The organism is Nonomuraea sp. NPDC049649, from assembly GCF_040675175.1.
Lineage (GTDB): Bacteria > Actinomycetota > Actinomycetes > Streptosporangiales > Streptosporangiaceae > Nonomuraea.
In genome coordinates, this window is record NZ_JBFAOH010000019.1 from 1 (window position 1) to 18986 (window position 18986).

Genomic DNA, 18986 nt, shown 5'->3' on the forward strand with positions numbered 1-18986 from the left:
GCGGCGCAGTTCGGCGAGCTCCTTCTTCTCGGCGCTGGTCAGCCGGTCGCCGGCACCGCGGTTGTCGTCGGCGTCGGCCTGTCGCAGCCAGTTCTGCAGGCACGATCGGCTGACGCCGAGGTCTTTGGCGAGCTGGACGAGTGGTTTGTCGCCTTGGCGCGCGAGCTCGACCGCGCGGCGTCGGAACTCTGGCGGGTGAGGTGCGGGCATGGGGGACATCCTTCCTGATGATCAAGGGTGACCTCAGGGCAAGTGTCCGGAAAACGGGGGGAAGCTCAGTAGCGCCGACGCTCGATGCAAGTGGCCTGATCATCCCACTCTCCGGTACGGCAGGCGGGATGATCAGGCAGAGGAGATATGCGCTCGTACGGGGATATGGCCGGCGATGTTGTCACAGCAGATGTCGAACCCGCTGTGGCGGGGGCATTCGACCTCTTGTGAAGTAGGGCAGAAGTAGATGTCGGGGCAGCCGCAGTCGTAGAAATGCGGCAGGGGATCGGGTGGAGTCAGAGCGGTCACATCATCAGCTCGGTGAGGCGGTCTCCTTGGTGATCCACGACAGGTAGTCGCTGATTCCCGCTCGTACCGGCACCGCGATGATTTCCGGCACATCGTACGAGTGCGTCTCCCGCACGCTCGCGGCCAGCTTGTCGAACAGGTCGGCGGTGGTCTTGAACAGCACCAGCCACTCCTCGGACTCCTCGACCTCGCCCTCCCACCAGTAGGTCGAGGTGATCGGCCCGACCGTCTGGGCGCAGGCGGCCAGGCGCCGTTCCACCGCGACCCGGCTGATCCGCGCCGCCTCGTCCCGGTCGCCGGCGGTCACATGAACCTCGATGTAGTCGGCCATGCCTCTTACACTGCCGAATCGTTCTCGCAGGTATCAAGCGGCGGCGCGGCGCCGGCCCTCCGCCCGGGCGTGCGGTCGGGGGGTCGGTCCCGGGACACCGGGTGCTGCCGTGGGATCAGTGGCCGTTGAGCTCAGAGGCCGGCTGACGGGATAGCGGGTGCGCTCACGTAGGCGACAGGGCCGCCGGCCGTGGAGTCGAGGCGCTTGCCGAGGAGGAGTTCGGCGGTGCGCTGGTCGTCGGCTGTGCCGGCCGTGATCATGTTGGTGGGATTGTCGAGGTCGCTGATGTAGCCGGCGAGTCTCGCGTCGAAACGGTGACGGGTCACGCCACTGTCGGTCAGCTTGGTGTCCCAGTAGCTCAGCCCCGTCAGTACGGCGACGACGAATCCGCCGAGTGTCACCGGGAGGACGCCAGCCTGGACGATCTTTTCCGGTCTGCCCACCCACCATCCGCGTAGGGCCTCCAACAGGTCATCAGGTGGCAGATCGGCATGAAAACCGATGAAGGAGCGATCCTTATCCGGGACGGGCTTCGCCACGTCGACGCGTAACACTGCCATCGTGGCGCTGCCCGTCGCCGTTGGCAGCAGGTGATGTAGAGCGACAGCGGGGCGAGTCCCGATCCGGTCCGCCACGTCCGCAGGGATGACTGACTTGCCGGCGTGCTGACTCGTCGCGCGAAGCAGGCCGGCAGCCGCGATCTTCTGTAGAGCGGCGTACGAGAGATTGAGGCGGGCGGCGGCCTGCCGCAGGGTGATGAGGGTCATGGGCTCGTGAGGTCGTCTTTCGGTGTGCTGCATTCGGGCTTTTCAGAAGTTGATCAGGTAAACATGCGAGTTGTCCAGAAAGGTGAGGGCTAAGGCGGGTCGCCTCGGTGGTCGCGGTCTCCGGGATGCCGGGACGTACGTACGTTGATCGGCGGTGCCCTCAGCTTCCGTGCGGTGCCCATCACCACCGACGTACACGCGAACGCGAATCGCTCTCTGAGTCATGTACCCGTCGAGCAAGGCATGAGCCAGGTGCCGACAGAGAGCTAGCCGCTCTTTTCCTTGGCGGCCGCGTGCATGGCGTGCATGTCGTCGACGCATCGGCGCAGCAGCTGTTCGAACTGTACGAGGTCGCGGTCGCTCCATTCGGCGAACGCCGAGTCGAGGATGCGCTGGCGGGCCTCGTCGAGGGCGTCCGTGACGCGGCGGCCCGCGCTGGTGATCACGGCTTCCTTGACGCGCCGGTCCTCCGGGCTGGGGCGGCGTTCGACGAGGCCGAGTTCGGCGAGTTTGGCCACCTGGCGGCTGATGGTGGTGTGGTCGCGCCCGATCCGTTCGGCGAGTTCGACCACGCCGATCGGCCCGAGCTGCCGGATGCCGATGATCAGTTTGAACAGCGTCTGGTCGAGGTCGATGCCCGCTTCGGCCATGAGGGCTTCGTCGCGTTGCGGCATGTTCAGGAGCCCGGTCAGTTCGACGACCGATTCGTGCAGGCGCCGGTACGCGATGTGCCGGCGGTGTCGGGAAGTCATGCTCGTCACCGGTGCCTTACGACGGGGAGATGCCAAGGCGAGGATATCGACAGCCTCCTGGCGGCCGGGCGAGGCAGCTCGTGCCGTTCCCGCGTGCCGGGTGACCGGTCCCCGCGACGGGTGGTCATGGTGATCACCTCCGGGTAGATGCGTTCATGGTACACATAATTTTTGCGAGTGCGAAGGCGTGCCTGAAGCAAGATTTTCGCCGTCCTCAGGAATCCTGAAAGCCCAGCTCGCAAGCGTAGACAGGCCATCAAAGGTGGCGTGCGACCCTCGGAGAGGGGTTGACGGCCGAGAAAGCTGCGGAACATACTCCGTGCATCAAGCACATAATTTCGGCCGAGGGAACGACCCCGGCCGGCGATCGGAGAGGTGAACCGTGGCACACGCCAACGACTTCGATGTGATCATCTGTGGTTCCGGCCCGGCGGGGCTGACCCTCGCCATCGACCTCGCCCGCAGGAACGTGTCGTTCGCGCTGATCGACAAGGCGCCGCACCCGTTCATCGGCTCGCGCGGCAAGGGCATCCAGGCGCGCACCGAGGAGGTGTACGAGGACCTCGGCGTCATCGACAAGCTCGTCGCCACCGGCGGCATCTATCCCATTCCGCGTAACTACATGCCGGAGGGCCCGGTCGACAAGCCCGACGGGCCCCGGCCGGAGCCGACGCCGAGCGAGCCGTACCAGATCCCGCTGCTCGTCCCGCAGAACCTGACCGAGCGCCGGCTGCGTGAGCGGCTGGCCGAGTTCGGCCACGCCCCCGAGTACAACTGCGAGCTCGTCGGCTTCGAGCAGGACGCCGACGGCGTGACCGCGCGGATCGCCACCCCGCACGGCGAGCAGGTCCTGCGGGCCGCCTACCTGGTCGGCGCCGACGGCGGGTCCAGCTTCGTCCGCCGCGCCGCCGGCATCGAGTTCCCCGGGAAGAGCCTGGACGTGCGGTCGATCGTGGCCGACGTGAAGGTCGACGGCCTTTCGTGGGAGTACTGGCACCGCTGGGGCATGGGCGCGCCCAAGCAGGCCCTCTCGCTGTGCCCGCTCTACGGCTCCGACCGGCTGTTCCAGCTCATGGCCATGGCTCCGGACGGGGACGTCGACCTCTCGGCGGAAGGGCTCACCGCCGTCGTCCGGAAGTGCAGCGGCCGGGACGACCTCGTGGTCACCGAGGTGGCCTGGGCGTCGGTGTACACGATGCAGGCGCGGCTGGCGGAAGCATTCCAGCGGGGGCGGGTGCTTCTGACCGGCGACGCCGCGCACTGCCATCCGCCGACCGGCGCGCAGGGCCTGAACACCAGCATCCAGGACGCCTACAACCTCGGCTGGAAGCTCGCCGCCGTGCTCGACGGCGCGCCGGAGTCGCTGCTGGCCACCTACGAGGAGGAGCGCCGGCCGATCGCCGAGGGGGTCCTCCGTATGACCAAGCAGCTGCTCGACGCGGCCAAGAACCGGGGTGAGTCACGCCGGGGCCGCGAGGTGAGCCAGCTCGACCTCGGCTACCGGGACTCGTCCCTGTCGCTGGCCGGCACCGAGCGCGACAAGGGCGTCTCGCCCGGCGACCGCGCGCCCGACGCGCCCGTCACCGGCGCGGGCGGGCTTCCCACGCGGCTGTTCCGCCTGTTCCAGGGGACGCACTGGACTCTGGTCGGCTACGAGCCCGGCGGCTCCCGGATCCCGGAGCCGCGCAAGGGCCTGCACATCCACGTCGTCGGCGGCGACATCCTCGACACGGGGGGCCACTTCCAGAACGCGTACGGGCTGTCGCCCCAGGAGTGGGTGCTCGTCCGGCCGGACGGATACGTCGCGGCCGTGAGCCACGACCCCGGCCTGATCGAGGCCTACCTCGACGGCGTCGGCGTCAACCCCGTGCGGTGACGTAGTCGCTTCACAGAAGCTTCACGATCTCCCCCGTACGAGCCACACGGCGCACCGGTTTCCTAACGGGCATGGACAGCTCTCACCGAAAACTCGCGGTCGCGGCCCATGCCGGTCTGGCCGGGTCACTGGTCGGCGCCACCGCCCTGCACATCGGATGGGCGAAGCAGGTGGACACCGTGCGGCACACGGTCAGCGACTACGCGCTGAGCAAGGGTGCCGCCGCGGTGTTCGCCGGGACAGTGGCCAGCCTCTCTGCGGGTTCGGCGGCGCTGCTCGCCGGACTCGTCCGGTCCCGGCTGCCGGTCGGGACACCCGCCACCGCGCTGCTGGGCGTGTGGTGCGGCGGGATGGCGCTCACCGGGATCTTCCGGACCGATCCGCTGGACGGCGCGCCCACGGCCAGCGGGTTAGCACACCGGTACGCGGCGGGCGGCGCGATCGCGACGCTCCCGGCCGTCGGGCTGCTGATCGCCCGGCGGCTGCGGGGGGTGCCCGGCTGGGAGAAGAAGGTGCGGGCGCTGCGCCGCACCTCCTGGGCGAGCGCCGCCGGCGGCGTCGCCTTCCTGGGCGCGCACCTGTGCGCCACGGCCCCCCGGCCCAACCGGGCCGCGCGGGCGATCGGCAGCCTGCTGGGCCTGACCGAACGGGTGACCCTGGCCCTGGAGCTGAGCCTGCTGTTCATGCTGGCCGAGGCCGTGCAGGCAAGCCGGGAGGAGCGGTGACCTGGCTCGCCATCGGCCTGGCCCTGCTCAACGCGTGCTGCTTCACGGCCGGGACCTGGCTGCAGCACAGCGTCTCGGGGGACGCCCCGTCCCTGCGGGCGGCGGCGCGCCGGCCCCGCTGGCAGGCCGGTCTGGCGCTGCTGGCGCTCGGGGCGGTGTTCCAGGTCTTCGCGCTCCGGATGGCCCCGGTGACCGTGGTCGAACCGGCGGGCGTGATCGGGATCGTGGTGGGCGTCCTGCTGGGGCTGCGGACCCGCGGCGAACGGCTGCGCCGGAGCACCGGCTGGGCGCTGACCATGATCCTCGTCGGGACGGTGGCGTTCGCGGTGCTCGCCGCGCTGAACACCGCCCCCGTCCCGATCACCACGGAGGCGCTGCTCAGCGCCGGCGCGATGGTCGCCGTGGTGGTGGCCTGCTGCCGGTTCGCCGCCCGCCTGCTGCACGGCCGGGCCAGGTTCCTGGTGCTGGGCGTGGGCGGGGGCACCGCCTACGGCTGCACCTCCACGCTCGTGCGGGCCGCCACCGAACGGTACGCGGCGCACGGCATCGGCGTGGAACTGCTCGGCATCCTCGTCGGTCTCGCGGCGGCGATCCTCGCGGGCTTCTGGCTCGTACAGCGCGCGCACGCCGAAGGACCGCCCGAGGGCACGGTCGCGAACCTCACCGTCGTGGACCCGCTGGTAGCCGTCTCCATCGGCATCGGCGTACTCGGTGAGGCACCCGGCCTGACCTGGCCGATCGCCGCCGCGGGGCTGCTCTTCGCCGCCCTCGCGATCGGCGGGGTCGTCCGGCTGTCCCGCGACATCCCCACCGGCGCCGACTTTCCCCAAGATCCCCCTTCTCACGACAGGAGCACCCCATGCCCATCAAGCGCATCGTCATCGGAGCGGACACCTATCCTCCCGACGTCAACGGCGCGGCCAACTTCGCGCACCGCCTGGCTGTCGGTCTCGCCGAGCGTGGTCATGACGTCCACGTCATCTGTCCCGCCGCACAGGGCCCCGTACCCGGGTACGACGGCCCGACGGTTCACCGCGTCCCCTCGTACGGCACCCCGTTCCATCCCAGCTTCCGCGTCAGCGTCCCCTGGCGGATCCGCGGGGCGGCCGTCCGGCTGCTCGACCGCATCGCACCCGACGTGGTTCACGTACAGTCCCATTTCGGGGTAGGCCGGACGCTGAGCGGCCTCGCGCGGCGCAAGGGCGTGCCCGTCGTGGCGACCAACCACTTCATGCCGGAGAACCTCGTCGGCTACGCCCCGCTGCCGGGCCGGCTCGCCGCCGCGCTCAGCCGGCTGGCCTGGCGCGACTGCGTCCGGATCTTCGGCCGCGCGCAGATCGTCACCGCGCCCACTCCGCGCGCCGTCGGGCTGCTGCGCGAGCACGGGCTGGACGGTACGATCCTTCCGGTGTCCTGCGGGCTGGATCTGCGCCGCTTCGCCCAGCCCCCGGCGGAGCGGACGGACGGCGGACTGCGCGTGCTGTTCGTGGGCCGGCTGGACGCGGAGAAGAACATCGACGTTCTCCTGCGCGCGCTGGCGCTGCAGCCCAAGGAGCCCGCCGTCACGGTCGAGATCGTGGGCGACGGCTCCCGCCGCGGCGAGCTGGAGGAGCTCGCCCGCGCGATCGGCGTCGCCGACCGCGTCGTCTTCCACGGCTACGTCGACGAACAGGAGCTCCTGGAGGCGTACGCGCGCTGCGACGTGTTCTGCATGCCCGGTACGGCCGAGCTGCAGAGCATCGCCACCCTGGAGGCGATGGCCGCCGGAAAGCCCGTCGTCGCCGCCGACGCCGTGGCCCTGCCGCACCTGGTCCACCCTGGAGTCAACGGGCAGCTCTTCCCGCCCGGCGACGTCGCCGCGCTGGCCGCGGCCCTCGGCTCGGTGCTGGGCGACGCCGCGACCCGGGCGCGCATGGGCGACGCCAGCCGTGAGATCGTCGCCAGACATGACATCGCGGACACCCTGGACACCTTCGAAAACCTCTACCAGGAAGCGGCCGCGACACCCCGGCACTTCCAGCACGCCCGGGACGGAGACAGGCATGAGCACCCAGCGCATTCTGGTCGTTGACGACGAGCCCAAGATCCGGATGACGGTACGCGGCTATCTGGAGGCGGACGGCTTCGAGGTCTTAGAGGCCGCGGACGGGCCGTCCGGCCTGGACTCGGTCATCCGCGAGAAACCCGACCTGGTGGTGCTCGACGTGATGCTGCCCGGGCTGGACGGGTTCGAGGTGCTGCGCCGCATCCGGGTCACCAGCCAGGTGCCGGTGATCCTGCTGACGGCGCGGACGGAGGAGGTGGACCGGGTCATCGGCTTCACGGCGGGCAGCGACGACTACGTCACCAAACCGTTCAGCGCCCGGGAGCTGGCCCTGCGGGCGCGGGCCATCCTCCGCCGCGCGGACGGCCCCGACTCCGCGCCGGAGGACCGGGCCCTGCGCTTCGACGGGCTGGTCATCGACCCCGACGCGCGGACCGTCGTCGTCGGCGAGGGCCGCTCGGTGGACCTGTCCGCGCTCGACTTCGACCTGCTGCTGGTGCTGGCCGGCGCGCCGGGCCGGGTGTTCACCCGCCGGGGGCTGATCGACCACGTGTGGGGCCGCGACTTCTTCGGCGACGAACGCGTGGTGGACGTCCACATCCGCACGCTGCGGCGCGCGCTCGGCGACGACGCCAACGCGCCCTGCTTCGTGGGCACGGTGCGGGCCATCGGCTACCGCTTCCTCGCCCGGCCCCTCGGATGAGGCGCCGTCGCGCCGTACCGGCCAGGGCTCGGCTGCGGTCGTTCGTACGAGCGGAGGCGCTGCGGCGGCGGATCCCGGCGCCCGTGCGGCGGGCGCTGCGGCCGGTCGCGGCGCTGTGGCGGCGGCTGCCGGCGCTGCCGCTGACCGTCCGGCTGGCGCTGTCGCACGTGGCGGTGCTGGCCGTGACGCTCATGACGGTCAACATCGCCGCCGAGGCCCTGGCCGGGTTCGACGACTACGGCGAGCTCACCCGGAGGTTCTCCAGCCTCGAATCGGCGGTGGTCGAGCTGCTCGCCCGGGGCGTCCAGGAGAAGGTCGGCGTCGGGCTGGTCTGGCCCGCGCTGACCGCCGGGATGGTCGCGGCGATCGTGATGTCGGTGGTGTTCTCCCGGTTCCTGCTGCGGCCGCTGCGCCAGGTCAGCGCCGCGACGCACCGGCTCGCGCAGGGGCACTACGACGACGTGCTGGACGTGCCGCGCGAGCCGGGGCTGGCCGCCCTGGTCGAGGACGTGAACCGGCTGGCGGCGGCGCTCGCCGACATGGAGCGCCGCCGGGCCCGCCTCGTCTCCGAGGTCGCCCACGAGATGCGCACGCCCCTGACCATCCTCCGAGGGCAGATCGAGGGCATGGCCGACGGCATCTTCAAGCCCGACGGCCTCATGTTCGCCTCCCTCGCCGACGACCTCAACCGGCTGCGGCGCCTCGCGGACGACCTGTCCAACCTCTCCCGCGTCGAGGAGGGGGCGTTCGTCCTGGATTACACGCCCACTGACGTGACCGCGCTGGTGGCGAGGACCGCCGAACGGCTGCGGCCCCAGTTCGAGGACGGCGAGGTCACGCTCACCACCATCCCGGGGCCGCCGGTCATGGCCGAGCTCGACTCGGGCCGCATCACGCAGGTGCTGGTCAACCTGCTGGGCAACGCCCTGGCCGCCTGCGACCCCGGCGGCCTGGTGACGGTGGGCGTGCACGCGGTCCGCGGCCCGGAGCCGCGGGTCGAGATCCGCGTGCAGGACACCGGCGTGGGCATCGCCGCCGACGACCTGGCCCGGATCTTCACCCGGTTCGAACGCGTCCAGCATCCGGGGCGTGCGGCGCCCGCGGGCGGGAGCGGCATCGGGCTGACCATCGCCCGCGGCATCGTCGGGGCGCACGGCGGCGAGATCACGGCGACCTCGCGGGGGGTGGGGCTGGGGGCGACGTTCATCGTCCGGCTGCCGGTGAAACCTTGAGGGGTGTGTGGGGAAATTTCCCGTCTTAGTCGGAAATATGGCGATTTGCGGGTTACGGTGATCTTGAGTCCGAAGAACGCATCGTCGTAGTTTCCCCCACACGAAAGCGGTGTCGTGCGATGACGGCTGTCTCACGGAAGCGGTTCGACTGGACCGGGTTGAAGGCGGACTTACGCGGAGCGGTACCCGACGCGACCGCCGCCCTGGTGATCACCGGCGTCATCTTCGCGTGGCTGTACGCGCGAGTATCCGCCGGAACCTCCATGACGCTCCAGGTCATGCCGGACATGGCCGACGCCCGCCTGCACTGGATGTACTGGTTATGCCAGGCGTTCGGCTGGTCCGCCCTGCTCTGGGCGTGGATCACCATGATGCTCGGTCTCGTCCGGTCGAGCACCCGCCCCGGCTGGCTGCGCATCCCGGCCGCGCGGATCGAGCGCTGGCACCGCACCACCAGCCTGACCACCATCGCCCTGATGTTCGCGCACGCGATCATGTTCTTCGCCGAACTGGTCCGCGGCAACCGGTACGAGCAGGAATGGCTCGGCCGCCTGTCCACCTTCTTCGCCCACACCTTCGTCCCCGGCGCCTACCCCTCGGGCACCGGCAAGATCGCCATCCTCATCGGCCTGCTCGCCCTCTATCTGGCGATCCCGCTCGGCCTCGCCTTCTACCTGCGCAACACCACCGGCTCGCGCATGTGGCGCGCCCTGCACCGGTTCGTCATCGTCGTCTACGTCCTCAGCGTGTGGCACACGCTGCTGTACGGGACGAACGTCTGGTACGACGGGGCGTTCCGCACCGTGGTGTGGCTGCTCCAGCTGCCCATCGCCGCCCTGTTCCTCGTCCGCCTGCTGGCCCCCGCCCGGCGCAGCGAACGCCTCCACCTCCGCGACGCCGCCAGACGCCCCGGCCCCCTGGCTGCCGTTTCTCGCCTGACGGGCCGGCTCGCCGTCGCCGCCACCATCGTCGTCCTGCTCGCGGTGACGGTCACCGGCCGGGACGGCGGCCGCACCCCCGGCGTCGACGGCGCCCCGCTGAACGTCACCCAGGCACAGATCTGGGTGGGACTCGCTGTGCTGGCCGCCGTCATCGCGGTCGTCGCGTACCGGATGCGACCCGTACGACAGACTCCTCCGGATTCACGTCCGGCGGCGGAAGCTCACCAGCAGCGGATGTCGCCGCCGTTGGCCTGACCGAGGTTCTGAAACTCGACGATCATGGGTTGCAGGCCGTAGGTGGACGGAGAGGCGGGCCGGTCGGCGGACGTCCACACGAAGACCTCGAAGAGTGAGAGGTCTGCCGCGCGCGGGTGACTCTTAGCGACAAGTTCTTCACTCTATGGAGAGGGGTGGGGAGCTGTTGCGACAGGAGTCACCGATGGTGAGGCTGGGGACGATCGGGGCATGGCGAGCACATTTCAGCGGGACAAAGTACAACTCGTTTTCGGCGCTATGGATGTCGACGGCGACGGCGTACTGCGCGAGAGCGATTTCGATGCCCTCGCGGGGCGCTGGGCGTCCGTTCGCGCGGCGGGCGACGAGGAGCGCCTCACGGCGATCATGCGCGGCTGGTGGGGAACGCTCGCCGAGCGCTCCCGCGACCCCGAGTCGGTCACGCTCGACGACGTCCTCACCGTCGTGGATCTGCTCGTCCGGGCGCCGGACGCGGTGGACGCCACCGCCGAGGCCATGTTCGAGGCCATCGACGAGGACGGCGACGGCCGGATCTCACCGTCCGAATACCAGCGCATGATCGAGGCGTGGAACGGCAGCCCCACCGACACCGCCGCCGTGTTCGTCCGCCTCGACGCCGATGGCGACGGCACCGTCTCCCGTACGGAGTTCGTCCGCCATTGGCGGGAGTTCTGGGTGGGGGACGACCCCGCGGCGCCGGGAAGCCACGTCTTCGGCATACCCCCTGCCGCCTGATCGAGGTCCTTGACCGCCGAAGGGCCGGAGTCCCGTTGCGGGAGTCCGGCCCTTCGGCGTGCTGGAGGTCGTCCGAAGAGCTGCGGGTCCCGTCCTGCGCCAGTTCGCTGTGGTGGTTCAACAGTCTGACCCGTCAGGGTGCTCTACCCCAAGACGAAACCATGGAAAGGCAGAGCTCGTTGGATGAGCGCTTCGAGGATTTCGTGGCGCAGAGGGCGGATTCCCTGCTGCGTTACGGCTACCTGCTCAGCGGTAATCCGCATGACGCGGCCGATCTCACCCAGGAGGCGTTGGTCCGGCTCCATCGCGCCTGGCCGCGGGTGCGTCAGAAACAGGCACCGGAAGCGTACACGCGGATGATCATGACCAGGCTGCACATCAGGACGTGGCGGTTACGCAGGCGGGAGCGGCTCGACTGGGCCCTGCCCGACACGGCGCAGACCGACCGGCCACCCTCCGATGACGGTCTCTGGCCTGCGCTGGCCGGGCTGCCGAAGAGGCAGCGTGCGGTGCTGGTGCTGCGCTACTACGAGGACCTGTCGGACGAGGAGATCGCCGCCGTGCTCGGCCTCTCCCGCGGCACCGTGCGCAGCCACGCGTCGCTCGGCCTGGCCAAGCTCCGCACCACCCTGCCCAACCCCACAGAGAACGGGAAGCCCCTATGAGCGACGAGTTCGAAACCTATCTGCGCAGGGAACTCGGACGTACTGCCCAGCGCGCCCCCAAGGCGCCGCCGAGCTTCCCCGCCGAGGTGGTCGCGCTGTCGAACAGGCGCAGGACGGCGCGGACCGCGCTGATGACGGGCGTCTGTGTCACGGCGATCGCCCTCCCGGCCGGCCTGATCGCGACCGGGGGCGGCGACGTCGTCACGGGGACCATCAGCACCACCGTCACCCCGAGCGTTCCTCCCAGGAACCACACCGGCGACGAGTACCGGATCGGCGAGGTCGTGGAGATCGACAATCCCTCCCAGAAGCGCCCCATCCACCTCTGGTACGCCAGGACCGACGACGGCACGGTCCTGTGCGAGCGGGTGATCGACAGGACCGGTTTCCGGACAGAGCGGTGCGGCGGGCCTCTCGGCGACGAGGAGGCGACCCAGCAGGGCTCTACGGAGACTTTCCCCGCCCCGGCCACAGGGCAGGTGATGTACTTCGGCACCGCACGGGACAAGGTCGCCCGCGTCACCGCTCTCACCGGCGAGGGCAAGGTCACCGGAACGCTCCACCGTCCCGAGGGCGCGCCCCAGGGCATCTGGACGGTCACCGTCCCCTCGGACAAGACGGTGACGGTGTTCGAGTTCGCGGGCCCCGGGGGCGAGACGGTCACCAGGATCGAGCCGCAGCGGCGGGGCGCCTATCCGGAAGCCCAGGCCAAGCCGGTGGGGCCGACCCTGGACATGCCGGGCAAGCTCGTTGTGGGTCTGTACGAGACACCCGGCAAGACCCTGATCTGGAAGCGGAACGGTCAGGCCGTCGGGCGTACGCACGCGATCACGTCCGGCGGACCCCTGACCGACCTGGGCGGCAAGCCGATGAACGTGGAACTGCGCGACCACAAGGAGCACTGGTTCGGCATCACCGGCACCGAGACCGCACGGGTCGAACTGGTCTTCAAGGACGGCACGACCGTCAAGGCCGAGACCAGGCGGAATCCGTGGAAGATCGACGGCTTCCGCCTGTTCGCGGGGACGCAGCGGCACAGCGAGGACCTGTACCGCGACGGTTTCCGGATCGTCGGCTACGACGCGGACGGCGCCGAACTCTGGCACGAGGACCACGGGTAGATCCGTCAGACGGGGGTGCGGGACCACTGCTGGTTCGTGCCGGAGTTGCACGGATACTGCTTGAGGATCACGCCGTCCGCCGTCGAGGCGGCCGGTACGTCGACGCATTTGCCGCTGTGCCGGGCCCGGAGCTGGAAGTGGCTTCCGCTGGCGACCATTTGGAACTGCTGGTTCGTACCGGTGCCGCAGGTGTACTGGATGAGTTCGGCGCCGTCGGCGGTCGAGGCGCTGACCACGTCGAGACACTTGCCGCTGTGGCGGCTGATCAGGCGCCAGTAGCCGCTGCCGGCGTCCTGGAACCGCCACTGCTGCCAGGCGTTGCCGTTGTAGGCGTACTGGCCGACGCGTGCGCCGTCGTCGGTGTTGGGCTGCTGGACGTCCATGACCTTGCCGCTGTGGCGCACGTCGACCCGGTAGTACGTCGGCGGGGGAGCAGGGGTGACGTTGTCGCCCCAGGCGTACCGCAGCCGGTCGGCGCCGGAGGGGTTGCGGACGGTCAGACCCAGGTCGGTGCCGCTGCCGGTGAGGCCGTACATGGAGTAGTAGTCGTAGCCGGAGCTGCCGGTCGGTTTGCCGCCGAGCGCGGGCCAGTAGGTGCCGCCCATCTGGTTGTCGCGCATGACCTGGGCCATCGCGCGGATGTGGCGGACGAAGTTGTCGGTGCTGTCCGGGTCGCTGTAGTCGAGGCCGGTGGCCATCGGCGCGCCGAACTCGGTCGCGACCGCGCGGGAGGCGCAGTTGCCGAGCCGGGTCTGGATGTGGCCGCGGAAGGCGTCGTAGGTCATCGCGCCGTAGAAGAACGCGTAGTGGTGGAAGGAGAGCAGGGTCGCGTTGAAGCGGCTGTCGTTGCAGACGTCCCGCAGGTCCTGGCTGTAGCCGGTGCCGCCGATGAGCACCCGGCCGGGGACGGCCGAGGTGTGGTAGCCGAGCCAGTCGGCCGCCACGTCGCGCCACTCCGCGGAGCTGTAGCCGTGCGGCTCGTTCATCGGCTCGAAGTAGACGCTGGGGTTCGAGCCGTAGGTATGGGTGACGCTGGACCACATGGTGTTCCAGGCGGCGAGGTTCGTGATCCGGCCGCCGGAGGCGGCGCCGTCCTCCCAGTACGCGAGGATGACCTTGAATCCGCGGGCGGTGGCGGCGTCGATGGCGCCGCGGTAGGCGTTCCACCAGGTGGTGTCGGCCACGGTGTGGGTGTTGATGGGCAGCCGGACGGTGTTGACGCCCAGGGTCGAGGCCATGTCGTCGTAGAGGGCGTCGGCTTTCGCCCGTACGGTCGCGTTGCTGTCGGAGTGGCTGAGGCCGTGCAGGACGAGCGGGCCGGTGCTGAAGTTGTCGCCCAGCACGGCCCAGTTCATGCCGCGGAACTGGCTGGTGGCGGCCTGGGCCGGGGGCGCGGTGACGACGAGGCCGGTCATGGCGGTGAGCGCGAGGGCCGTCAGTAAGGACCGGGTTTTGATCATGAGGTGTCCCATCGGGTCAGACCTGGGTACGGGTCCACTGCTGGTTGGTGCCGCCGGTGCAGGCGTACTGCTGGATGTCGGCGCCGTCGCCGGTGCCGAAGCCGGCGACGTCGAGGCATTTGCCGCTGTGCCGGGCGACGATCTGGAAGTAGGCGCCGACGGCCTGCCACTGCCATTGCTGGTTCGTACCGCCGCCGCAGGTGTACTGGATGATGTCGGCCCCGTCGGCGGTCGAGGCGCCGGCCACGTCGAGGCATTTGCCGCTGTGCTGGTTGACGATGCGGACGTAGCCGCCGCCGGCGTCCTGGAACTGCCACTTCTGGTTGCCGCCGCCGTTCCAGGTCCACTGTTTGATTTCGGCGTTGTTCGCGGTGGAGGCGGAGATGACGTCGATGACCTTGCCGCTGTTGCGGTTGGTCACGCGGTGTACGGGCGCCGGGCCGGGCAGGTCGGTCACCGGCAGGATCGTGCCGTGGCGGCAGCCCGGGCAGCTGATCTGGCTCAGGCCCGACCAGGTGTCGAGGTCCGGGCTGGTGGCGGTCCAGATGCCGCCGTTGGTGTACTTGTCGACCCAGATGCGCCAGGAGCCGTCGCTCATCCGCAGCACGGCCGGCCCTTCGTAGCCGGAGGTCCACAGCCGGCCCTGGTTGCTCCACCCGCTGGTGAGGCTGGTGCTGGTCCAGTGCTCGATGTACTTGGTGGTCTCGTTCTTGGTGAAGGCGTGGTAGGTGCTGCCCGACTTCACCACGTACGTGTCTATGTAGTGGTAACTGAGGCCGCCCATCGGGGCGGGGCCGCTCCAGGAGGTCAGCGAGCTGTTCTGGGCGGTGAAGATGTACGGGCGGAAGCAGTCGGAGCAGGTCGTCTGGGCGATGCTCACGATGATCCGGACGGTGCCGCCTTCGACGTAGAACTCGGGCGCCCAGGTGAAGCGGGTGTCGGCGATGCCGGAGCCGACGCTGGTCACGTGCGTCCAGTTGATCAGGTCGGGGCTGGAGGCGATGTTGAAGTGGGTGGAGTTCGTGGTCCACGACTGGACGGTGTGGGCGATGTAGTAGAGGCCGTTGTGCCGGATGATGCTGGGATCGCGCAGCGCGCCGGACGGGCCGCGGTAGTTCGTGTCGGCGAGGACGCTGAAGTTCGTGCCGTCGGCCGACGAGTAGACCCAGAGTTCCTGGTCGGCGGCGGCGTCTCCCTTGAACGTGGTGTAGACGTAGCCGGGGGCGGCCTGGGCGGGTGAGGTGAGGCCCACCGCGGCGCCTGCGGTGGCGAGCGCCAGGACGCAGAGCCGGGCCAGCCATCGTCTGACCCTCAGCTTTCCATGCACGGATGATCTCCTTACCAGAAGGCATTGTTAGCGTTAACAGGAAACGCCTGTCTAGAAATGAGGGCGTCAGTGATGGTCGGTACGCCAGGCGTGCGGCCCGCGACGACGGGGGCCCAGCCGATTACGCCGGCGTTGCATCAGTGTGTGCGCTCATGCCGGGCCGGTCAATACCTCGATGATTGATCATTCTCACGGCCGGAAGTATTCCGCTGTGAGGTATTGACGGCCGAGCTATTAACGTTAACCATCCGTAAAACGCCTTCGACCGAACTCGTTAGGCAAGGGAGGCGATGTTCACGTAAACATCGATCTTGAAAAGCCGCTCTATCAGGGGAAACGCGCCTGGACGTGATGGTCGGGCCCGTGCGCTTTTCCCTGATTCCCTCATGGAAGGGTGCCTGCTGTGTTCATGCGTGGAATGTACGCTGCGAATGCGCCGGATCGGTCCGGTGAAAATTTCAGTCCGTCGCGCTTATGCCGCTCGATCGCGGCTGTCATGCTGCTCGCCGGCGCCCTTGTCGGCTATGCCCCGGCACCCGCCCACGCGGCTACGGTGACCATTGAGAATGGCACCCAGTTCCGCGACACCAGCGGTAATGTCCTGCACGCCCACGGCGGCGGCGTGCTGCGCGACGGCGGCTATTACTACTGGTTCGGCGAGAACCGCAATCCCGACAACACCTTCCGGGCCGTCTCCGTCTACCGGTCCACCGACCTGAAGAACTGGGAGTTCCGCAACCACGTCCTCACCCAGGCGTCCCACCCCGAGCTCAACGTCGCCAACATCGAGCGCCCGAAGGTCATCCACAACGCCTCCACCGGCCGGTTCGTCATGTGGATGCACAAGGAGAACGGCTCGAACTACAACGAGGCCCGCGCCGCCGTCGCCTCCTCCGCGACCGTGGACGGCGACTACACCTACCACGGCAGCTTCCGCCCGCTCGGCCAGCACATGTCGCGAGATATCACCCTCTACAACGACAACGGCACCGGCTACATGATCTCGGCCGCCGACGAGAACTACGACCTGCACATCTACCGGCTCACCCCGGACTTCCTGAACGTCAGCACACTCGTGGGCAACTTCTGGAACGACGCCCACCGGGAAGCCCCGGCCATGTTCAAACGGGGCAACATCTACTTCCTGCTCACCTCGGGCGCGACGGGCTGGAACCCGAACCAGGCGAAATACGCCACCGCGACCAGCATCTCCGGCCCCTGGACCGGATGGACCGACGTCGGCGACGGCACGACCTTCGGCTCCCAACCCGCGTACGTACTGCCGATCCAAGGTTCACAGACCACCGGCTACCTCTACATGGGAGACCGCTGGGCCGGAGCCTGGGGCGGACCGGTTATCTCCGCCTCCACCGCCGACAACGCCGAGATCAAACAGTGGACCTGGAACGGCGGCGGCAACCAGAAGTGGCAGTTCCAGGACGCCGGCGGCGGCTACGTCCGCATCGTCAACCAGCACAGCGGCAAGTGCCTCGACGTGGCCGGCGGCTCCACGGCCGACGGGGCGAACATCATCCAGTACACCTGCGGCTCAGGCACCAACCAGCAGTGGTCCCGTACTCCGTCCTAGGAGCGCACACCATGAGAAGACCCGCACTCACCACCGCGGCGCGCCTGCTCGCGGTCTGCACGCTGGCGATGGCGCTCATCGCCGCGCCGGCGCACGCGTCGAACCCGCTCGTCCACCGGTTCGCCGCCGACCCGTCGATGCACGTCTACGACAACCGCGTGTACGTGTACACCACCGACGACGAGAGCAACAGCGGCACGTACTGGGACTCCGACGCCTGGCGCGTCTATTCCTCGTCCGACCTGGTCATCTGGACCGACCACGGTGCCCCGTTCTCGGTCGGCGGGTTCGCCTGGGCGACCCGGTACGCCTGGGCGCCCTCGGCCGCCCAGCGCAACGGCTACTACTACCTCTACCTTCCGACCGACCGGAGTCGTATCGGGGTAGCCCGGAGTACCTCACCCACCGGCGGCTTCACCGACCCCCGCGGCACCCCGCTCATCGAGAAGGGACGCGACGCCAACACCGGCGAAGAGCCCATCGACCCGGCGGTCTTCATCGACGACAACGGCCAGGCCTATCTCTACTTCGGCGGCGCCCGCGCCCCCAAGGTCGTCCGCCTCAACGCCGACATGATCTCCACCACCGGCGCCATCCAGAACGTCACGATCAACGGCGGCAGCGGCTTCGCCGAGGCCGGCTTCATGCACAAGCGGAACGGCGTCTACTACTACTCCTACTCCACCGGCTGGCCCGGCCAGATCGCCTACGCCACCTCTACCAGCCCGCTCGGCCCCTTCACCTACCGCGGCGTCATCCTCGAAAGCGTCAACGTCAACACCAACCACCACTCGATCGCCGCCTACAACGGCCAGTGGTACATCGCCTACCACCGCAACGCCCGCGCCGGCGGCGGCACCTACAAACGGTCGCTCGCGATGGAATACCTGTCCTACGAAGCCGCCGGCACCATCCGCCGCGTCACCCAGACCAGCACCGGAGTCGGCACCCCCACGATCGCCGCCGACCGCCTCCAGTCGCACAACTTCCCCGACCGATACGTACGCCACTACGACTTCGACGTCCGCGTCGACCCGAACGTCAGCCCGGCCGCCGACGCGCAGTGGCGGATCGTGCCCGGCCTGGCGGACACCAACAGCCCGTACGTGTCCTTCGAAGCGGCGAACCACCCCGGCTACTACCTGCGCCACTGGAACTACGACTTCGTCCTGGCCCGGAACGACGGCAGCGCCACCTTCCGCGCCGACGCCACCTTCCGCCGCGTACCGGGGCTGGCCGACTCGTCGGCGACCTCGTTCCAGTCGTACAACTTCCCCGACCGCTACCTCCGCCACTACGACTACCTGCTCCGTCTCGACCCGATCAGCACCGCACTCGACCGCGCCGACGCCACCTTCCGCATCACCGGCTGACGTTTCAGAGGGGACGGCGGACTCTGCGACCAGGGTCCGCCGGTCTGGTCGCCACAGCAAGCCGAGGAGGTGTCAGGGGGAGTCGGGCCCGCAGGTCCACGACACTTCTTCCGTCTGGAGAGCGTCGCCGTACTGGTAGGGGTCCCAGCCGTCGCGCATGAAGAGCTGCGCCACCACGTCCGAGGGCGCGCCCAGCAGGTCTTCGGACGCCCTCTCGCCCATGAGGCGCTCGGCGGCCTCCACGTCGTTCACCCGGATCCGGTAGTGGGCCTCCAAGTGGACCACCGGACTGTACGAGGAATCGTCGGACTCCTCCTCTTCCTCTCCGGGTCCCGGTTCGTTCTCCAGGTCGCTGAACGGGTTGCCCCATCCGGCGAGGTCGGCGCAGAGGGCGGCGTAGGCGATGGCGGAGGCGCGGAGGTCGTTGACGGCCGCCACCACCCGCTGGGTGTCATCGGGGGATTCGGTGAGGACCAGGGCGTGCCGCTCGATGGCGGCGTTCAGGTCGGCGGCGCCCGCCAGCAGCTGGTCTTGCCCGGTCGCGCCGTTGTCTTCCTGGGAGTCCGTCACGA

The 18986-nt window shown here is 69.3% G+C and carries 18 protein-coding genes; 11 read left to right on the forward strand and 7 right to left on the reverse strand.

What is annotated here, in order from left to right; all coding sequences use genetic code 11:
* The 4 genes from AB0J42_RS22950 to AB0J42_RS22965 all read right to left on the reverse strand — a co-directional run.
* The coding region (locus tag AB0J42_RS22950) for a transposase (protein WP_364297550.1) at positions 1 to 210 on the reverse strand (210 nt) is incomplete at its 3' end.
* A 313-nt stretch (positions 211 to 523) separates the two neighbouring features.
* Positions 524 to 850, reverse strand: coding sequence for a divalent-cation tolerance protein CutA (gene cutA / locus AB0J42_RS22955; RefSeq protein WP_364297552.1), 327 nt, complete (start codon positions 848 to 850; stop codon positions 524 to 526).
* A 131-nt stretch (positions 851 to 981) separates the two neighbouring features.
* Positions 982 to 1617 (reverse strand): hypothetical protein, encoded by a 636-nt coding sequence (locus AB0J42_RS22960; protein ID WP_364297554.1) that lies wholly within the window; start codon positions 1615 to 1617, stop codon positions 982 to 984.
* A 266-nt stretch (positions 1618 to 1883) separates the two neighbouring features.
* Positions 1884 to 2369 carry a MarR family transcriptional regulator gene (locus AB0J42_RS22965; RefSeq protein ID WP_364297556.1) on the reverse strand — a complete coding sequence of 162 codons (486 nt, stop codon included), beginning with the start codon at positions 2367 to 2369 and terminating at the stop codon, positions 1884 to 1886.
* A 382-nt stretch (positions 2370 to 2751) separates the two neighbouring features.
* Here AB0J42_RS22965 and AB0J42_RS22970 point away from each other — a divergent pair, with 382 nt between their 5' ends.
* The 9 genes from AB0J42_RS22970 (at position 2752) to AB0J42_RS23010 (ending at position 12666) form a co-directional block, all read left to right on the forward strand.
* Positions 2752 to 4245, forward strand: coding sequence for an FAD-dependent oxidoreductase (locus AB0J42_RS22970; RefSeq protein ID WP_364297558.1), 1494 nt, complete (start codon positions 2752 to 2754; stop codon positions 4243 to 4245).
* Positions 4246 to 4316: 71 nt separating this feature from the next.
* Entirely contained in the window at positions 4317 to 4970 is a 654-nt protein-coding gene (locus AB0J42_RS22975; RefSeq protein WP_364297560.1) for a DUF998 domain-containing protein, read from the forward strand.
* An 859-nt stretch (positions 4971 to 5829) separates the two neighbouring features.
* Complete coding sequence (locus AB0J42_RS22980; protein WP_364297562.1) at positions 5830 to 7041, forward strand: glycosyltransferase; 1212 nt, start codon at positions 5830 to 5832, stop codon at positions 7039 to 7041.
* Positions 7013 to 7717 carry a response regulator transcription factor gene (locus AB0J42_RS22985; RefSeq protein ID WP_364297564.1) on the forward strand — a complete coding sequence of 235 codons (705 nt, stop codon included), beginning with the start codon at positions 7013 to 7015 and terminating at the stop codon, positions 7715 to 7717. Before AB0J42_RS22980 ends, AB0J42_RS22985 begins: the two co-directional genes overlap by 29 nt.
* On the forward strand, positions 7714 to 8949 hold the full coding sequence (locus tag AB0J42_RS22990) for a HAMP domain-containing sensor histidine kinase (RefSeq protein ID WP_364297566.1): 1236 nt from the start codon (positions 7714 to 7716) through the stop codon (positions 8947 to 8949). The genes AB0J42_RS22985 and AB0J42_RS22990 overlap by 4 nt, the downstream gene beginning before the upstream one ends.
* Before the next feature lie 119 nt (positions 8950 to 9068).
* Complete coding sequence (locus tag AB0J42_RS22995; protein WP_364297568.1) at positions 9069 to 10145, forward strand: ferric reductase-like transmembrane domain-containing protein; 1077 nt, start codon at positions 9069 to 9071, stop codon at positions 10143 to 10145.
* Positions 10146 to 10403: 258 nt separating this feature from the next.
* Positions 10404 to 10880, forward strand: a complete 477-nt coding sequence (locus AB0J42_RS23000; protein WP_364297570.1) for an EF-hand domain-containing protein — start codon at positions 10404 to 10406, stop codon at positions 10878 to 10880.
* Between the two features lie 179 nt (positions 10881 to 11059).
* Positions 11060 to 11545, forward strand: a complete 486-nt coding sequence (locus tag AB0J42_RS23005) for a SigE family RNA polymerase sigma factor (protein ID WP_364297572.1) — start codon at positions 11060 to 11062, stop codon at positions 11543 to 11545.
* Entirely contained in the window at positions 11542 to 12666 is a 1125-nt protein-coding gene (locus tag AB0J42_RS23010) for a hypothetical protein (protein ID WP_364297574.1), read from the forward strand. Before AB0J42_RS23005 ends, AB0J42_RS23010 begins: the two co-directional genes overlap by 4 nt.
* Positions 12667 to 12671: 5 nt before the next feature.
* Here AB0J42_RS23010 and AB0J42_RS23015 read toward each other — a convergent pair whose 3' ends face one another.
* Positions 12672 to 14126: an RICIN domain-containing protein gene (locus AB0J42_RS23015; protein WP_364297576.1), complete on the reverse strand. Its 1455-nt coding sequence runs from the start codon at positions 14124 to 14126 to the stop codon at positions 12672 to 12674.
* Positions 14127 to 14142: 16 nt separating this feature from the next.
* Entirely contained in the window at positions 14143 to 15453 is a 1311-nt protein-coding gene (locus AB0J42_RS23020; protein ID WP_364297578.1) for an RICIN domain-containing protein, read from the reverse strand.
* Positions 15454 to 16006: 553 nt separating this feature from the next.
* Here AB0J42_RS23020 and AB0J42_RS23025 point away from each other — a divergent pair.
* On the forward strand, positions 16007 to 17041 hold the full coding sequence (locus AB0J42_RS23025; protein WP_364297580.1) for an RICIN domain-containing protein: 1035 nt from the start codon (positions 16007 to 16009) through the stop codon (positions 17039 to 17041).
* Between the two features lie 11 nt (positions 17042 to 17052).
* Positions 17053 to 18414, forward strand: coding sequence for an AbfB domain-containing protein (locus AB0J42_RS23030; protein ID WP_364297582.1), 1362 nt, complete (start codon positions 17053 to 17055; stop codon positions 18412 to 18414).
* A gap of 72 nt (positions 18415 to 18486) precedes the next feature.
* Here AB0J42_RS23030 and AB0J42_RS23035 read toward each other — a convergent pair whose 3' ends face one another.
* Positions 18487 to 18984 (reverse strand): hypothetical protein, encoded by a 498-nt coding sequence (locus AB0J42_RS23035; protein ID WP_364297584.1) that lies wholly within the window; start codon positions 18982 to 18984, stop codon positions 18487 to 18489.
* Between the last annotated feature and the right edge of the window lie 2 nt (positions 18985 to 18986).

Bases quoted from the DNA above. Each gene is read 5' to 3' on its own strand.
- cutA (WP_364297552.1), bottom strand. From the start codon at position 850: ATGGCCGACTACATCGAGGTTCATGTGACCGCCGGCGACCGGGACGAG.
- AB0J42_RS22960 (WP_364297554.1), bottom strand. From the start codon at position 1,617: ATGACCCTCATCACCCTGCGGCAGGCCGCCGCCCGCCTCAATCTCTCG.
- AB0J42_RS22965 (WP_364297556.1), bottom strand. From the start codon at position 2,369: ATGACTTCCCGACACCGCCGGCACATCGCGTACCGGCGCCTGCACGAA.
- AB0J42_RS22975 (WP_364297560.1), top strand. From the start codon at position 4,317: ATGGACAGCTCTCACCGAAAACTCGCGGTCGCGGCCCATGCCGGTCTG.
- AB0J42_RS22980 (WP_364297562.1), top strand. From the start codon at position 5,830: ATGCCCATCAAGCGCATCGTCATCGGAGCGGACACCTATCCTCCCGAC.
- AB0J42_RS22985 (WP_364297564.1), top strand. From the start codon at position 7,013: ATGAGCACCCAGCGCATTCTGGTCGTTGACGACGAGCCCAAGATCCGG.
- AB0J42_RS22990 (WP_364297566.1), top strand. From the start codon at position 7,714: ATGAGGCGCCGTCGCGCCGTACCGGCCAGGGCTCGGCTGCGGTCGTTC.
- AB0J42_RS22995 (WP_364297568.1), top strand. From the start codon at position 9,069: ATGACGGCTGTCTCACGGAAGCGGTTCGACTGGACCGGGTTGAAGGCG.
- AB0J42_RS23000 (WP_364297570.1), top strand. From the start codon at position 10,404: ATGGATGTCGACGGCGACGGCGTACTGCGCGAGAGCGATTTCGATGCC.
- AB0J42_RS23010 (WP_364297574.1), top strand. From the start codon at position 11,542: ATGAGCGACGAGTTCGAAACCTATCTGCGCAGGGAACTCGGACGTACT.
- AB0J42_RS23015 (WP_364297576.1), bottom strand. From the start codon at position 14,126: ATGATCAAAACCCGGTCCTTACTGACGGCCCTCGCGCTCACCGCCATG.
- AB0J42_RS23030 (WP_364297582.1), top strand. From the start codon at position 17,053: ATGAGAAGACCCGCACTCACCACCGCGGCGCGCCTGCTCGCGGTCTGC.